The organism is Mucilaginibacter ginsenosidivorax, from assembly GCF_007971525.1.
GTDB lineage: Bacteria > Bacteroidota > Bacteroidia > Sphingobacteriales > Sphingobacteriaceae > Mucilaginibacter > Mucilaginibacter ginsenosidivorax.
The window spans coordinates 5,065,983-5,079,479 of record NZ_CP042437.1 but is presented as its reverse complement, the minus strand read 5'-3'; the positions used below and the strand labels follow the sequence as shown (position 1 = coordinate 5,079,479).

The following is a 13,497-nucleotide window of genomic DNA, read 5'->3' as shown; positions in this document are numbered from 1 at the left end:
AACCCCATTCCGTTTTGTTTGTCTGATAAGTATATGAGTAAATCATTTTTAAGCACTATATATTTAGTTGCCATATTATTAATATGCGGCAAAGCCTTTGGGCAAACACAGGAATTTAAAAGCGAGTTTTTATCCCGGATAAACCAAACCCGGGCCAGGGGCTGCAATTGTGGAGATAAGTATTTCCCGCCCGCTCCTCCCTTAACCTGGAACGATAAACTGTTTGATGCAGCAACCGGCCATGCAAAGGATATGGCCAAACGCAATTATTTTAGCCATACCAGTAAAGATGGCCGCAGTATGGAAGACAGGATAGTTTTTGCCGGTTATAAGTTTAAAGGTTATAAAAGCTTTGCCATAGGCGAAAACATTGCACAGGGCCAGCAAAGCATAGCCGAAGTAATGGATGGCTGGTTCAAAAGCGAAGGCCATTGCCAAAACCTGATGAATCCCGACTTTAAAGAAGTTGGCGTAGCAGAATATAAAAGCTACTGGGTACAGGATTTTGGCGGCCGTACCTCCTTTTCGGCCGATCAGCAAAAGCTAATTAAATCAGGAAAGTATAAGCTGATACAGAATTAAAACTAATTTGAAAATTTGATGATTTGAAAATTTGAAAATGGAATTAAAACAAATAATTCAATAATTCAATAATTCAATAATTCAATAATTCAATAATTCAATAATTCAATAATTCAATAATTCAATAATTCAATAATTAATCTATCCCCGCCTTCACCCTTCTTTCCATTACCTCGCGCCAGGTGGTTAGTATAAATCCTTTCTCTTTTAAGAATGCTTTTAACCGTGGATCGAGCATGGCCAGCAAATCGCCTTTACGTTTTTTTCCGGTATCCGATATCTGATCGAAATTTGGCGAGGGATTAGTACAATGCATAATTACCATGGTTAATCCCGGCGAAAGGCGACCAATGCTTTCGATATAGTGATCGGTGTACCATTTTTGAATTTGGGCGTCGGTCATTTTATCGATATCGGGCATCTGCCAATCGTAACTTGAGTTATGCAGATCGTCGAGAACGGGCAGCCCGGCCTTCCAGATCATAGCTCCGGTTTCTTTCACATTGGCCAAAACTGCGGGATCAGGTATCGTCATGCCTTCGGTATATTTACCCTGTTTTTTTAATTCGGCTATGGTAGCGGCACGGGCTTCGGCACGGTAAAACAGGTCATCGCCGCCGGGGAACATCACCGGAATTTGCTTTTCAATTCCAAGCTTAATATACTTTTCGGTATATGCCGGCTTGGCAAATAGGGTGCCCATGTGCGAATCAAGATGCGTAGGCTTAAAACCCATTTTTAAAGCCCTGTCCAGTTGCGCCCTTATTTCCTTGTCAACTTCATCTGCCGATGCATTAAAATAAACAGCCACAACACTGGGGTACAAACATCCCTGTTTATCTGTAAGGCCGGGTACCACACTTTTACCCGCCAACGGCCCCCAGCGGTAATTATCCCATTCGGATGTTAAGGTTAAATGCAGCCCGGCATCGGTATTGGGGTGCTTATCCAGGTATTTTACAAATTCGGGTACCCAGGGGCAGGGCATCATGACACTGGTTGAGGTGGCCACGCCCTTTTCTATGGCTGTTTGCACGCCATCGTTTGATTCATGCGACATCCCGGCGTCGTCAACATGCAAAATAATTACACGTGCGCCTTTGGGCCAGCCCAGCTTTTCGGCATAGGTTTTTGTTTGCTGTGCAAAAGCAACAGCACCGCAAATTAGGCAAACAACAAAAAATACAATTTTTTTCATGATGGTGCAGGATTATAAATGGCTTATAAATATAATCATACAAGCTATTTAAACCAAAGGCATGCATATCCAAAAATGAACCTGTAATTACACTTAATTTACTAATTTTGAAATAATGCTTCCCGCTACCAACCATACACTCGAAAAATTAGAAATGCTGCTCAAAACAGCAGGCTACAAGGTGCGGTACGAGAAAGGCAACTTTAAAACCGGGGCATGCCTGCTATTAAACAGCCGTATGGTGATTGTAAACCGGTTTTCGAACCTGGAAAGTAAAATTCTGGCCCTGGTTGAACTCCTCCGCGAACTGGAAGTAGATTTTAGATTGCTTGACGAGAAACAGGTTGCATTTTTACAGGAAATAAAACAAACAAAATTGCAGCTGTGACCATAACATTTTTAGGTACCGGAACATCGCAGGGCGTACCTGTTATTGCCTGCGGGTGCGAAGTGTGCACGTCTGCCGATGCATACGATAAGCGTTTGCGCACGTCTATTTTAATTGAAGCCGAAGATAAAACCATCGTAATTGATTCGGGCCCCGATTTCAGATACCAGATGCTGCGTGCAGGCGTAAAACGTTTGGATGCCATTGTATACACCCACGAGCATAAAGATCATATAGCCGGGATGGATGACATCCGGGCATTCAACTATTTTCAACAAGGTCCTGTAGATGTTTACGCCGATTTTAGGGTACAACGCGCGCTTGCCCGCGAATTCCCTTATGTGTTTGATGGTACAGGCTATCCGGGTATTCCGCAGGTTACCGTACATCCCATCGGTTTAGATCCATTTAATATTGGCAGTGTAAAATTTATCCCAATCGAGGTTTTGCACTACCGGCTACCGGTACTGGGCTTCAGGATAAATGATTTCACCTATATCACCGATGCCAAAACCGTATCGGAGGCCGAAAAAGAAAAAATAAAAGGCTCAAAAATATTGGTGATCAATGCCCTGCAAAAGCAAACCCATATCTCGCACTTTACACTCGATGAGGCTATTGATTTCGCCATCGAAATTGGTGCCGAAACTACTTATCTTACCCATATAAGTCACCGCCTGGGCAAACACCAGGATATATCTGCCGAGTTGCCACCTAATATCCGGCTGGCTTACGATGGTTTAAAACTGGAGATTTAAAAAAGAGCCTATTTATAACTTGATATAACTAATTCTTTCAATAGCCCCTTTATATTGGTTTAAGTGCCCGGTATCGTGGGCATCAACCCGCCCCTTTATAGTTACATGTTTATCATTTATTTGTGTAAACTGGCCATTATTATATTGAAAAAGACCTGTTCGCGTTCCCTCCAGGTAAAGCGGGCAATCGGGGTTAAAATTTATCCAGATAGCGTGCTCTGCCGAGCGATCGGCAAAAAGGCTATCATTAAACAAAGCGGATTGCTCCGGCGCTTCTATATATTTACCGGTAACCTTTACATATTGCCCGTCGTATTTTTTAAGATTTTTTACCAGCTCGGTAAAAGGAACACGTTTATAAACGGGCGAGTAATCGTCATTGCAATCACTTTTAAATACCTGTTTACCATGGCTACAGCCCAGCAAACCTGCCATTAAAATGACCGGAGATACTATTTTGATCAGGCATTTTAACATCATCCGGAAACAATTATGTTTTTTAACATGAAGTTACCTAAAATTAACGATGCCTGCATTGTGTAATGGGATTTATACAGATATAGTGCCGCTGCCCTTTTGCTGCTACTATCGTTTAGGTGAAGTACCGTTTTGCTGTATTGGCAAACCTGTTTCGATATTGGTAATAACGTTAAACCGCATCCAAATTAAAATATATTTTTTATAACCTGTCGAAAGCTTATATTAGATTCAGGGTTACATTAATAACCCGGAAAAGATCATCAATATATACCATGAAAAAAATCATAATTTACCTATTCGCCATTGCTATTTTGCCATTAAACGTATTAGCCCAGGATACAACTGCGGTAAAACAACAAGCTAATATTTTGGCACAGGCCATGATAGCCGGCGATTACGCAACTATTATAAACCATACTTATCCTAAAGCAGTACAAATGGCGGGCGGTAAGCAAAAAATGATATCGATAGTTAACCAGGGTATGGTACAAATGAAAACCCAGGGAGTGATTTTTGAAAGAGCCACAATAGGCTCTCCCGGAAAATTTTACAAAGCAGGTGCCGAAACCCATTGCATTGTGCCCGAGAACTTAACCATCAAACTCCCAAATGCTCATATAATCAGCCACAGTTATCTATTGGCAATAAGTAAGGATGGTGGCAAAACATGGTCCTTTTTAGATTTAAATAACTCTACGAGCGATAAGGTAAAACAGCTAATCCCTAATTTTAACCCGGCTTTGCAAATCCCCAAATCTACTACCGAGCAAATACTTTAACAGGGCTTAACTGCTATACCCACAGATTTAACCTGTGAAGGAACGAATAATGACCAACATTTACATACCCCAGGCTACCGAAAACCAACGGCGCATAACCGCAGGTGACATTTCATTTGTACATTATGCCGAAAAGGATAGCCTGCAACACAGCAGGGTTGTATTTAATTGTTATGCTATCAGCTTTGTAATTAATGGCGAGAAAGCAATTTTTCGCCCGGCCAATAATACCATTGTGGGCACAGGCGAAGGGATTGTGATTCCCGAAGGAAACTCCATTATGGCCGAGCATACTTTAAACAATCGTCAATACAGCAGTATACTGATATTCTTTTCATCAGCTTTCGCCCAGGATTTTTTAAACCGGCATAAACTGACCTCGCGGCCAAACACGGTAACACCAGACTATATTAAGTTCAGGCAAACTAATTACATTGCCGGCTATGTTAAAAGCATACAAACGCTGATACAGGAAGGGCAAAATTTGCCGTATTTATTGGCCGCCAACAAAGTAGAAGAACTACTTTTAGTTTTACTGCATAGTTATGGCAGCCAATTGACCAGCCTGTTGCGAAGTAATACCCCATTGCCCGAATTGCTGTTAAAAAACGTAGTGGAGAACAACCTGTTCAATAACCTTACGCTTGATGAGCTGGCCTTTTTGGCCAACAAGAGCCTGGCATCATTTAAACGCGACTTTGAAAAGGTTTATCACATGCCCCCCGGCAAATACATCCGCGAGAGAAAGCTTGAGGTAGCCCGGCAGCAGCTTGAACAAGGTAAAAACGCCACATCGCTTTACATCGATTTCGGGTACGATAACCTTTCGAACTTTTCATCTGCATTTAAAAGAAAATTTGGCGTAAGCCCAAAACAGTACCAAATGAGCGCACAAGAAATATGAGCTTTTTTCAATAGTTTTTGAGCCGCCGGCATTAACGCCTGGCCGCGAAAACAAACCACATTTGGGTATTATTTATATCCAATATCATGAAAAAGTTCATCTTATTTTTATTTGCAGTTATAAGCTGCTTAAGCGCCAAAGCGCAAACCTTTACATTAAAAAGCGCCGATCTGGGCGGGCAATTCACCAATGAATTTGCATCAAATACATTTGGCTGCACGGGGCTCAACAAATCGCCCCAACTGGAATGGCAAAATGCACCACAAGGCACCAAAAGTTTCGCCATTACCATGTACGATCCCAACGCCCCTACCGGCAGCGGCTGGTGGCATTGGGTGGTTTTAGATATCCCTGCCAGCGTTCACCAACTTAAACAAGGCGCGGGCAGCCAACGGGCAAATGAGTTGCCCGCCGGTGCCACACAAGGCAACACCGATTTTGGTGTTCCGGGTTATGGCGGCCCCTGCCCGCCGGTAAATGATGCTGCCCATGGTTATGTCATTACCATTTTTGCCTTAAAAACAGACAAGCTTGGTGTTGGCGATAAGGCATCGCCTGCATTAGTTGGCTTTATGCTAAACCAAAATGTTATCGCGAAAGCATCGTTAATTATATATGCCAAACGTTAACTGCTAAACGTCTGTGCATAAACCGGCTGTACATAAATACATGTTGTAACATTTTAGGTTGATAATTTTTTATCCGGCAAATATTTTGTTATTTGTAGATGCTTTTCAACAACCGGTTATGCACAGACGAAATTTTCTTAAAACAGGGTCATTAGCTGGCCTTACGTTATCAACATTGGTTGCTGCATCATGCAGCCAGCCAGCAACAGATGATAAAAAACCAGATACCACCGCCACGGATAGTAAGGATGATCTGTTTGAACTTTCGGAAGCCACTATAACCGATTTGCAGGAAAAAATGAAGGCTAAGCAATATACATCGCACCTGCTTACCGAGCTTTACCTGAAACGTATTGATGAGATTGACAAGAATGGCCCAAAGTTAAACTCCGTTATTGAATTAAATAAGGATGCTTTAAACATGGCCGATGCTATGGATAAAGAGCGGGAGAAAGGCAAAGTACGCGGCCCCTTACATGGCATACCAGTGCTGATAAAGGATAATATAAACACCGGCGATAATATGCATACCACGGCCGGTTCGCTGGCCCTGAGTGACAATTTTGCCAAACAAGACGCCTTTATTATCCACAAGCTACGCGAGGCCGGGGCCGTTTTATTGGGCAAGACCAATTTAAGTGAGTGGGCCAACTTCCGTTCAACACACTCTACCAGCGCGTGGAGCAGCCGGGGCGGCCAAACCAAATGCCCCTATATTCTCGATCGTAACCCCAGCGGCTCAAGCGCAGGATCGGGCAGTGCTGTAGCGGCCAATTTATGCACCATAGCCATTGGTACCGAAACGGATGGCTCAATCGTATCACCATCATCAGTAAACGGGTTGGTGGGTATTAAACCTACTGTAGGGTTGTGGAGCAGATCGGGCATTATTCCTATCTCCAAAACACAGGACACTGCCGGGCCTATGGCCCGCACCGTTAAAGATGCGGCCATTTTTTTAGGAGCCCTGGCCGGCGTTGATCCACAAGACAGTTTTACCCTGGCGGGCAAGGGCAAGGCAGAGGCTGATTACACCAGGTTTTTAGATGTAGATGGTTTAAAAGGCAAACGCCTCGGGGTCGAAAAATCAGCAATGGATGGCAACCCAGGTATGGTAGCTTTACTGAAAGACGCCATTAAAACCATGCAAAGTAAAGGCGCTACCGTGATTGAAGTTGAGTTGAATAAAGAGCTTAAAGATATCGGCAAAAGTGAATTCCCGGTTTTATTATATGAATTTAAAGATGGGCTGAACCTGTATTTAAGCAATGCTAACAGCAAAGTAAAAACCCTGGCCGATGTAATTGCCTATAACAAGCAAAACGAAGCCAAAGCTATGCCCTTTTTTAAACAGGAAACCCTTGAACTGGCCCAGGCCAAAGGCGACTTAAACACCGAAGAGTATCTAAAAGCTGTAAAGCAAACCAATACGGGCACCCGCAAGGCTATAGATAAAATTTTAACCGATAACAAACTGGATGCCATCATAGGCCCCACTAACGGCCCGGCAGTGTGCATCGACCTTGTAAATGGCGATTACGACAACGGTTTCGGCTTCTCGAGCCCGGCAGCTATGGCGGGCTACCCGCACATTACTGTACCCATGGGATTGCTACATGGTTTGCCTATCGGCCTGTCGTTTTTCAGCACAGCCTGGAAAGAAGGCGATATTATTAAGCTGGGGTATGCATATGAGCAGGCGAGCAAAAAACGAGTGAAGCCGTTGTTTAAAGTGGATTTGTTGGGGTAATTTTGTCAGAATCAGAATTTACAGAATTATTTAATTAGCAGAATAGAAAACTTTCTATCAATATTGCTATTTTTAAAATTCTTAAATTCTGAAAATTCTGATTCAGATACTTAATCAACTAACCATGGAATTTGGCAAAGTAGCACCCGAAGAATTACCCTTAATAGATTTTACACTTCCGCCTGATACAGAACTCACTACTTCGGTATTAGCAACGGCTAAAAACAACGAGCCAATACAGGTTCACGTTGGTTGTGCAAAGTGGGGACGCAAGGAGTGGATTGGGCAAATCTATCCGCCTAAAACCAAGGAAGCTAATTTTTTGGATGAATATGTAAGACACTTTGATTGCATTGAACTGAATGCCACATTTTATAACGTTTATGGCCCCGATACCATTGCCAAATGGAAAGCCAAAGCCGAAAGCAACCCCGGTTTTAAATTTTGCCCCAAATTTTCGCAAAGCATCAGCCACATACGCAGGCTAAAAAATGCCGACGATATTACTACAACTTACTATGAAGGCATCATGGCATTCGGCGAAAAGCTGGGACCGTTATTTTTGCAATTGAGCGATAACTACACCCCCAAAAGCTTCCCCGAACTGAAAGCATACCTGGAGGCTTTGCCCAAAGATGTACCCGTTTTTGTAGAACTAAGGCATAAAGAATGGTTTGCCCAACAGGAAAACGCCGACAAAGTATTCAGTCTTTTTCGCGATCTTAATATTGGCGCCGTAATAACCGACGCCTCCGGACGCCGCGACGTAATACACATGAGTTTGCCCACGCCTCACGCCTTTATCCGGTTTGTGGGCTGTACTGATAAAATGGGCGAATACAGCATTGATGAGGCCCGTTTGGATATGTGGGTAGAAAGGATAAAAAAATGGCAGCAGGAAGGTTTAAAATCGGTTTGGTTCTTTATGCACCAGCATGATGAAAGGTTTTCGCCCATACTGTCAGATTATGTAACCAAAAAATTAAATGCGGCCCTTGGCACAAATTTACTTCGCCCCAAATTCATTGATCAGCAGGGCGGTTTGTTTTAATGCCTTGCCAACTTAAATTAAAGGATAGTCTTGAGTAGGAAGCCGCAAGTTCTAAGTCAAAAAGAAAATATGACTCGAGACTGCCAACTAAAGACTGCCGACTTTGTATCAGTTTGATACCAGTCCCGAAATTACATTAATGCTTAATGCCACAATAGCAGTATTAAAAGCAAAAGATATCATACCGTGGATCCATGCCAGCCGGCGGATTTGCCGGGACGAGATCTCGATATCCGATACCTGGAAAGTCATCCCCAACACAAAGGAGAAGTATACAAAATCAAGATAATCGGGCTCAAAACCCTTTTCATCGCCGGGAAATTCCAGCCCGCCCAAAGGTTTGGTCTTGTTATCGCCATCGGTATCTGTAGCGTAATACATATGTGCGTAACGCAGGGTAAATATGGTATGCACCAATATCCAGGAGATAATTACCGATGTCATCCCCAATAATACATGGCCGGTAACTACGGCAGGAGACAGCTGTTTAGATGATTTGAGCAGGAAAAAAATTGCCAGGAGACTTATGATTGATGCTACAATTACAAAAGCAAATATCAATACCCGGCTGGAATCCTCAATTTTGGCTATGTGCCTAACCTCCATTGGATGCGATGACAGGATGATAATCCAATCCATCACTATAACACTTAACCCAAATGCCGACCACGTAACCAACGTTGTTGCCGGTATGCTAAATCGGCCCCATATGAAAATAAGTGTAGCTGTAGCAACAAGTAAGGATACTAACAATCGGTGATGCGTATCTAACCGTAACCATAATTTCGATTTTCGTTGAGGGCTTGCAGGCATATTGGATTGCACTATGGTAAGTACAAGGTAAATATGGTAAACAATTGTGTAGAAATCATGAATTAATCTTCTTCATCAACAATCCAGGCCACCCGGCCAACCTGGCCGTCGTCCAGCTGCACTTTTATACCACGGGAATGGTATGATGCGCTGGTTAACAGCCTTTTCACAATCCCGCGGGTAAGCGTGCCCGTGCGCTGGTCTTTTTTAAGGATAATATCCACTTCCAGGCCTGGGTAAATATCGCTTCTGTTTTGTCCGTTCATTTTTAAGGATTACACTGGTTTATAGATAATTTCACCGATTAGTTAAAAGAATATCCAGGGCCTTTTGTTTGGCCTCAATATCAATTCCAATATGGGGTTTGATGGTAACCCACTTTTGTTTTATAGCCTCAGGCAGGTTATTTATTGACAAGTCATCGTCTATAATAACGTAGTTCACTTCGCCGTTTTTATGTATCCACTCCTGAATTTCGTTACCACGATCCTGCATATCCGTTAGGGATTTCTTATCATTAAGTTTAGATAATTTATTAATAGTTACCCCCCTGATTTTGAAGATGTCCAGCCAACGTTCAATAGCAAAGTTAATTCTATGTGTACTGGCTAAAACCACCTCGGCGCCTGTTAGCAACAAAATATCAGCCAGGTTTTGTGCCGATAGTTTGTTAAACAGCATGAAGCCATCGGCACCAATTTCTACCTTTTTCCAGGACGGTTCGGTTACTAATACTCCATCTATATCCAGCAGGATTACCATTTTGCTAAGCCACCAGCCCCTTTATTGCCGTTTCAACTTTCCCGAAATCAAAGTTGATGAGCAGCTTATCAAAGGCGGCAGTTATATGCTGGTTACCCAGGTTGCCTATACTGCCTTCGTGGGTGTGGTTTACCGTTTTATCAGGGTTAAACTCGCCTTGTTCTATAGCTAAGCCTACTTGTTTGTAGGCATCCCTGAAAGGGGTTCCGCTTAAAACCATGCGATTAACTTCCTCAACGCTAAACAGGTATGCATATTTGGGATCTTTCAGTATATCAGCATTCACTGTTATATTCTGGAGCATGAAAGTGGCCATATGCAGGCATTTCTTCAGGTCGGCAAAGGCCGGGAACAGGAGTTCTTTGAGCAGCTGCAGTTCGCGGTGATAGCCTGATGGCAGGTTGGTGGTCATCATAGCTACATCCGTTGGGAGGGCTTGCAGGCGATTACATTTGCCGCGCATAATCTCCCAAACATCCGGATTTTTTTTGTGAGGCATAATGCTGCTACCGGTAGTTAATGTATCGGGGTAGCTTACAAAGGCAAAGTTCTGGCTCAGGTAAAGCGCCTGGTCCATAGCCATTTTGGCAAGGGTGGCAGCTATACTCGATAGCGCCTGGGCAATGATTCGCTCGGTTTTACCGCGACCCATCTGGGCGTATACTACGTTATAATTCAGGCTTTCAAACCCCAATAATTGGGTAGTTAGCGTACGGTTAAGCGGGAACGACGAGCCATAACCAGCTGCCGAACCCAGAGGATTTTTATTGGTGATTTTATAAGCAGCCAACACCAGTTCCAGATCATCGGCAAGGCTTTCGGCATAGGCGCCAAACCAAAGGCCGAACGAGGATGGCATGGCAACCTGCAAGTGGGTATAGCCAGGCAGCAGCACATCTTTATGCTGCTCGCTTAGTGTAATCAACTGGCGAAAAAGGGTTTCGGTTTCCTCAACTACCTGTTGCAACTGGTGACGGAAGAATAATTTGAGGTCGACCAACACCTGGTCGTTACGGGAGCGGCCGGAATGGATCTTTTTGCCGGCATCGCCAATGCGTTGGGTTAGCAGCATTTCTACCTGCGAGTGTACATCCTCTACCCCATCTTCGATGTTGAAATTACCGGCCTCAATATCAGCATAAATAGCTTTTAGCTCACGCTGAACAAGTTCAAGATCAGCACCATCCATCAGTCCAATACTTTCAAGCATACGGGTGTGGGCCAACGAGCCCAGCACATCAAACGCGGCCATTTCCTGGTCAAACTCCCTGTCTTTACCTACGGTAAAATCTTCAACCAGCTGATTTACATTAGTGGTTTTTTGCCATAACTTACTCATGCTGCAAATGTAAAACTTAACAGCAAGATTTTAGTATCAAGTAGCAAGTATCAGGTAGCAAGATTTTTGGCAGGGTGGTTATAACTCAGGTCTTGATATTACCGCCTGGCGTTCGGTTTTTTACGGAGATAAGCAGGTGTTCGGGAGTCGAACACTTAAAGTATTAGATATCAGACAATTAAATGTTCGGACAATTTTAGAGCGAGGTAAATTGGCCCAGTTTTGCCAGAGGTAGATGGCCTGTGGATTTTTGTACCCGTGAACACCCTGCCAGACTCGGTAAAGCACTCGTTGGGCACCGTAAAATTCTGCTCATTCTCAAATTCTGAAAATTCCGATTTACGAAATTACTTTGTAGAAGCTACAACATCGGCCCGCTCATTCGCCGCGGGAGGGCTGTTACTTTGTCTTGATACAAAGTAACCAAAAATCAAGTCAGCAGAAATGCTTCTTTGCCGCACGGGCCTTTGCCCTGCAAAACCGCCAAAACCTGGGCTGGATTTATTTTGCCCCGGCTCGGCAGGCCCCACCCACCTGCAAAAACATCCTATGCCCTGCCATCGCACCGCCCGCCATCGTTTTGGCCGCTTTCGTCCGAAGCTCCCTCTGCTGACAATTTTGGGGATGACAAGATGTTTTTTCTGTAACGAAATTTGCAGCTAAAATTCTGTTAACTGGCACATAACATTTCCGGATATCAAAAACATCATCAAACAAAAATCACAAAAACAAACAGGGGCAGGCTAAATTAATTTAGCGGTACCAGTAAATACCATTCACCATCGCTACGCCAGGCGTGGTTTCAAATGCGTTCAGGATGGTGCCGTCGGGGGTGCGGGTGGCCCATTTGCCCCACATTTGTCCGCTGTTGTTGCGTATAGACCAAGCCTGCGTGGCGTTGGCATCCAGCCAGTTGCCATAAGTGCTTTGTAAACCTGCCGAGTGCACGTAAATACAGGCCCAGCGGGCAAATATGCCCTTAAAGCCCTGTGTATCGGCGGTGTCGTACTCATCCAGCAATATGCCGCCAGGGGTTTGGCACATGTTGTTTTTGCTGTAGTTCATTACGTTGTTGGCCATTGCGGCGTAGTTTACGGCAGGGTATTGCAGGCGCAGGGCATCGCAGGCGCCAATGAACGTGCCTTGCGTGTATGAGCGGCTGCCTTCGGTAATGGTGCCGGCCGCGTTTATAGCGCCTTTAACCTCGCCGCTGCTGGTATACAGGGTGGCCACCATCCAATCCATCAGCAGCTTGGCCTTGGTTTGGTAACTGGCATCGCCGGTGGCAGCGTACAATTTCATGGCACAAATAATGGCCGGCGCGTTTACGCAGGCGTTTTTGGTTTGCTTGGCGGTAGTCCACCACAAACCTCCGCCCAGGGAGGTATCATAGGCGCGGTTCCATACAATGGCGAAGTTGTTTTTGGCCATATCCAACATGCCGCCATCATTGGTAATGGCATAGGCGCGCACGCACATCAGGCTGCCCCAAATAATATCATCGTTATAAATATTGCTTTCCCAGGTAAGGCCGTAACCATCGCGCATACCGTTGTACAGGTAGCTGATTTTGTTCTTCAAATCCACATTGGGGTTTATATTGTAAGCGTCAATGAGGGTTTCAATAGCCTCGGCCTGTGTCCAGAAATCCATGCGGGTGGTGTGGTTCTGGTCTTTCCAGTAATAGGCCTTAAAGCTGGGGCCGTAGGTGCCGTACTGGTTGTAAAAAGTATTATTGTAAACCTGCATGGCCACCAGCGCCTCGGCACGGGTAGGCAGGGTTGCATTGGTTACCAGCTTACGGCCGGCCACCGCTGCCGAAGCCGTCGGCGCCCCGGCCGCCAACCGCCCCTCCTTTTTACAGCCCGATGCCACCGCCATACAGCCCAGTACCGCCAGCAGCAGGCCATACCCCGCCCGGCCCATCAATTTAAAAGCACGCAGCACGCCCAATGTGCCGCAGGTTTGTTTAACATTGTTTTTCATAATTTTCATAGAAATTGATTTTGTTTAATTGGTTTATATAAAGCCTGCCCCTGTTTGTTGCAATATTAAAAACCCCTT

At 44.5% G+C, this 13,497-nt stretch carries 16 protein-coding genes; 9 read left to right on the top strand and 7 right to left on the bottom strand.

Annotated features, from left to right (window positions below; translation table 11 throughout):
- Positions 1–33: 33 nt before the first annotated feature.
- Positions 34–582 carry a CAP domain-containing protein gene (locus tag FSB76_RS21415; RefSeq protein WP_147056950.1) on the top strand — a complete coding sequence of 183 codons (549 nt, stop codon included), beginning with the start codon at positions 34–36 and terminating at the stop codon, positions 580–582.
- Between the two features lie 136 nt (positions 583–718).
- Here the strand turns inward: FSB76_RS21415 and FSB76_RS21410 are convergent, their stop codons facing one another.
- A complete protein-coding gene (locus tag FSB76_RS21410; RefSeq protein ID WP_147056948.1) occupies positions 719–1,780 on the bottom strand; it encodes a polysaccharide deacetylase family protein in 1,062 nt (353 codons plus the stop codon).
- 115 nt (positions 1,781–1,895) lie between these two features.
- Between FSB76_RS21410 and FSB76_RS21405 the strand changes: the two genes are divergently transcribed.
- Positions 1,896–2,168, top strand: coding sequence for a hypothetical protein (locus FSB76_RS21405; protein WP_090653283.1), 273 nt, complete (start codon positions 1,896–1,898; stop codon positions 2,166–2,168).
- Positions 2,165–2,926, top strand: a complete 762-nt coding sequence (locus tag FSB76_RS21400; RefSeq protein WP_147056946.1) for an MBL fold metallo-hydrolase — start codon at positions 2,165–2,167, stop codon at positions 2,924–2,926. The genes FSB76_RS21405 and FSB76_RS21400 overlap by 4 nt, the downstream gene beginning before the upstream one ends.
- 12 nt (positions 2,927–2,938) lie before the next feature.
- Here FSB76_RS21400 and FSB76_RS21395 read toward each other — a convergent pair whose 3' ends face one another.
- Positions 2,939–3,406, bottom strand: a complete 468-nt coding sequence (locus FSB76_RS21395; protein ID WP_147056944.1) for a hypothetical protein — start codon at positions 3,404–3,406, stop codon at positions 2,939–2,941.
- A 272-nt stretch (positions 3,407–3,678) separates the two neighbouring features.
- Between FSB76_RS21395 and FSB76_RS21390 the strand changes: the two genes are divergently transcribed.
- The 5 genes from FSB76_RS21390 to FSB76_RS21370 all read left to right on the top strand — a co-directional run bounded on the left by FSB76_RS21390 (position 3,679) and on the right by FSB76_RS21370 (position 8,519).
- Positions 3,679–4,185, top strand: coding sequence for a hypothetical protein (locus FSB76_RS21390; RefSeq protein ID WP_147056942.1), 507 nt, complete (start codon positions 3,679–3,681; stop codon positions 4,183–4,185).
- Positions 4,186–4,234: 49 nt separating this feature from the next.
- A complete protein-coding gene (locus tag FSB76_RS21385; RefSeq protein ID WP_147056940.1) occupies positions 4,235–5,089 on the top strand; it encodes a helix-turn-helix domain-containing protein in 855 nt (284 codons plus the stop codon).
- Between the two features lie 86 nt (positions 5,090–5,175).
- Positions 5,176–5,718 carry a YbhB/YbcL family Raf kinase inhibitor-like protein gene (locus FSB76_RS21380; protein ID WP_147056938.1) on the top strand — a complete coding sequence of 181 codons (543 nt, stop codon included), beginning with the start codon at positions 5,176–5,178 and terminating at the stop codon, positions 5,716–5,718.
- Between the two features lie 118 nt (positions 5,719–5,836).
- Complete coding sequence (locus tag FSB76_RS21375; RefSeq protein WP_147056936.1) at positions 5,837–7,468, top strand: amidase; 1,632 nt, start codon at positions 5,837–5,839, stop codon at positions 7,466–7,468.
- Positions 7,469–7,592: 124 nt separating this feature from the next.
- Complete coding sequence (locus FSB76_RS21370) at positions 7,593–8,519, top strand: DUF72 domain-containing protein (protein WP_147056934.1); 927 nt, start codon at positions 7,593–7,595, stop codon at positions 8,517–8,519.
- A gap of 108 nt (positions 8,520–8,627) precedes the next feature.
- Here FSB76_RS21370 and FSB76_RS21365 read toward each other — a convergent pair whose 3' ends face one another.
- From FSB76_RS21365 to argH, 4 genes are all read right to left on the bottom strand, one after another.
- The gene (locus FSB76_RS21365; protein ID WP_147056932.1) at positions 8,628–9,332 is read right to left on the bottom strand and encodes a DUF1345 domain-containing protein; all 705 of its coding nucleotides are present in this window, start codon (positions 9,330–9,332) and stop codon (positions 8,628–8,630) included.
- A 62-nt stretch (positions 9,333–9,394) separates the two neighbouring features.
- Positions 9,395–9,598 (bottom strand): YwbE family protein, encoded by a 204-nt coding sequence (locus FSB76_RS21360; RefSeq protein WP_147056930.1) that lies wholly within the window; start codon positions 9,596–9,598, stop codon positions 9,395–9,397.
- Between the two features lie 31 nt (positions 9,599–9,629).
- Positions 9,630–10,094 carry an HAD domain-containing protein gene (locus FSB76_RS21355; protein WP_147056928.1) on the bottom strand — a complete coding sequence of 155 codons (465 nt, stop codon included), beginning with the start codon at positions 10,092–10,094 and terminating at the stop codon, positions 9,630–9,632.
- A 4-nt stretch (positions 10,095–10,098) separates the two neighbouring features.
- Positions 10,099–11,433 carry an argininosuccinate lyase gene (gene argH, locus FSB76_RS21350; protein WP_147056926.1) on the bottom strand — a complete coding sequence of 445 codons (1,335 nt, stop codon included), beginning with the start codon at positions 11,431–11,433 and terminating at the stop codon, positions 10,099–10,101.
- 222 nt (positions 11,434–11,655) lie between these two features.
- Between argH and FSB76_RS21345 the strand changes: the two genes are divergently transcribed.
- Positions 11,656–11,856, top strand: coding sequence for a hypothetical protein (locus tag FSB76_RS21345; RefSeq protein ID WP_147056924.1), 201 nt, complete (start codon positions 11,656–11,658; stop codon positions 11,854–11,856).
- 330 nt (positions 11,857–12,186) lie between these two features.
- On the opposite strand, the gene FSB76_RS21340 is transcribed toward FSB76_RS21345, so the two are convergent.
- On the bottom strand, positions 12,187–13,428 hold the full coding sequence (locus FSB76_RS21340; protein WP_225976265.1) for a glycoside hydrolase family 76 protein: 1,242 nt from the start codon (positions 13,426–13,428) through the stop codon (positions 12,187–12,189).
- Between the last annotated feature and the right edge of the window lie 69 nt (positions 13,429–13,497).

What these genes read in the sequence shown, in the direction of transcription:
- FSB76_RS21415 (WP_147056950.1), top strand. Translation starts at nt 34, where the DNA reads ATGAGTAAATCATTTTTAAGCACTATATATTTAGTTGCCATATTATTA.
- FSB76_RS21410 (WP_147056948.1), bottom strand. Translation starts at nt 1,780, where the DNA reads ATGAAAAAAATTGTATTTTTTGTTGTTTGCCTAATTTGCGGTGCTGTT.
- FSB76_RS21405 (WP_090653283.1), top strand. Translation starts at nt 1,896, where the DNA reads ATGCTTCCCGCTACCAACCATACACTCGAAAAATTAGAAATGCTGCTC.
- FSB76_RS21395 (WP_147056944.1), bottom strand. Translation starts at nt 3,406, where the DNA reads ATGATGTTAAAATGCCTGATCAAAATAGTATCTCCGGTCATTTTAATG.
- FSB76_RS21390 (WP_147056942.1), top strand. Translation starts at nt 3,679, where the DNA reads ATGAAAAAAATCATAATTTACCTATTCGCCATTGCTATTTTGCCATTA.
- FSB76_RS21385 (WP_147056940.1), top strand. Translation starts at nt 4,235, where the DNA reads ATGACCAACATTTACATACCCCAGGCTACCGAAAACCAACGGCGCATA.
- FSB76_RS21380 (WP_147056938.1), top strand. Translation starts at nt 5,176, where the DNA reads ATGAAAAAGTTCATCTTATTTTTATTTGCAGTTATAAGCTGCTTAAGC.
- FSB76_RS21375 (WP_147056936.1), top strand. Translation starts at nt 5,837, where the DNA reads ATGCACAGACGAAATTTTCTTAAAACAGGGTCATTAGCTGGCCTTACG.
- FSB76_RS21370 (WP_147056934.1), top strand. Translation starts at nt 7,593, where the DNA reads ATGGAATTTGGCAAAGTAGCACCCGAAGAATTACCCTTAATAGATTTT.
- FSB76_RS21365 (WP_147056932.1), bottom strand. Translation starts at nt 9,332, where the DNA reads ATGCCTGCAAGCCCTCAACGAAAATCGAAATTATGGTTACGGTTAGAT.
- FSB76_RS21360 (WP_147056930.1), bottom strand. Translation starts at nt 9,598, where the DNA reads ATGAACGGACAAAACAGAAGCGATATTTACCCAGGCCTGGAAGTGGAT.
- FSB76_RS21355 (WP_147056928.1), bottom strand. Translation starts at nt 10,094, where the DNA reads ATGGTAATCCTGCTGGATATAGATGGAGTATTAGTAACCGAACCGTCC.
- argH (WP_147056926.1), bottom strand. Translation starts at nt 11,433, where the DNA reads ATGAGTAAGTTATGGCAAAAAACCACTAATGTAAATCAGCTGGTTGAA.
- FSB76_RS21340 (WP_225976265.1), bottom strand. Translation starts at nt 13,428, where the DNA reads ATGAAAATTATGAAAAACAATGTTAAACAAACCTGCGGCACATTGGGC.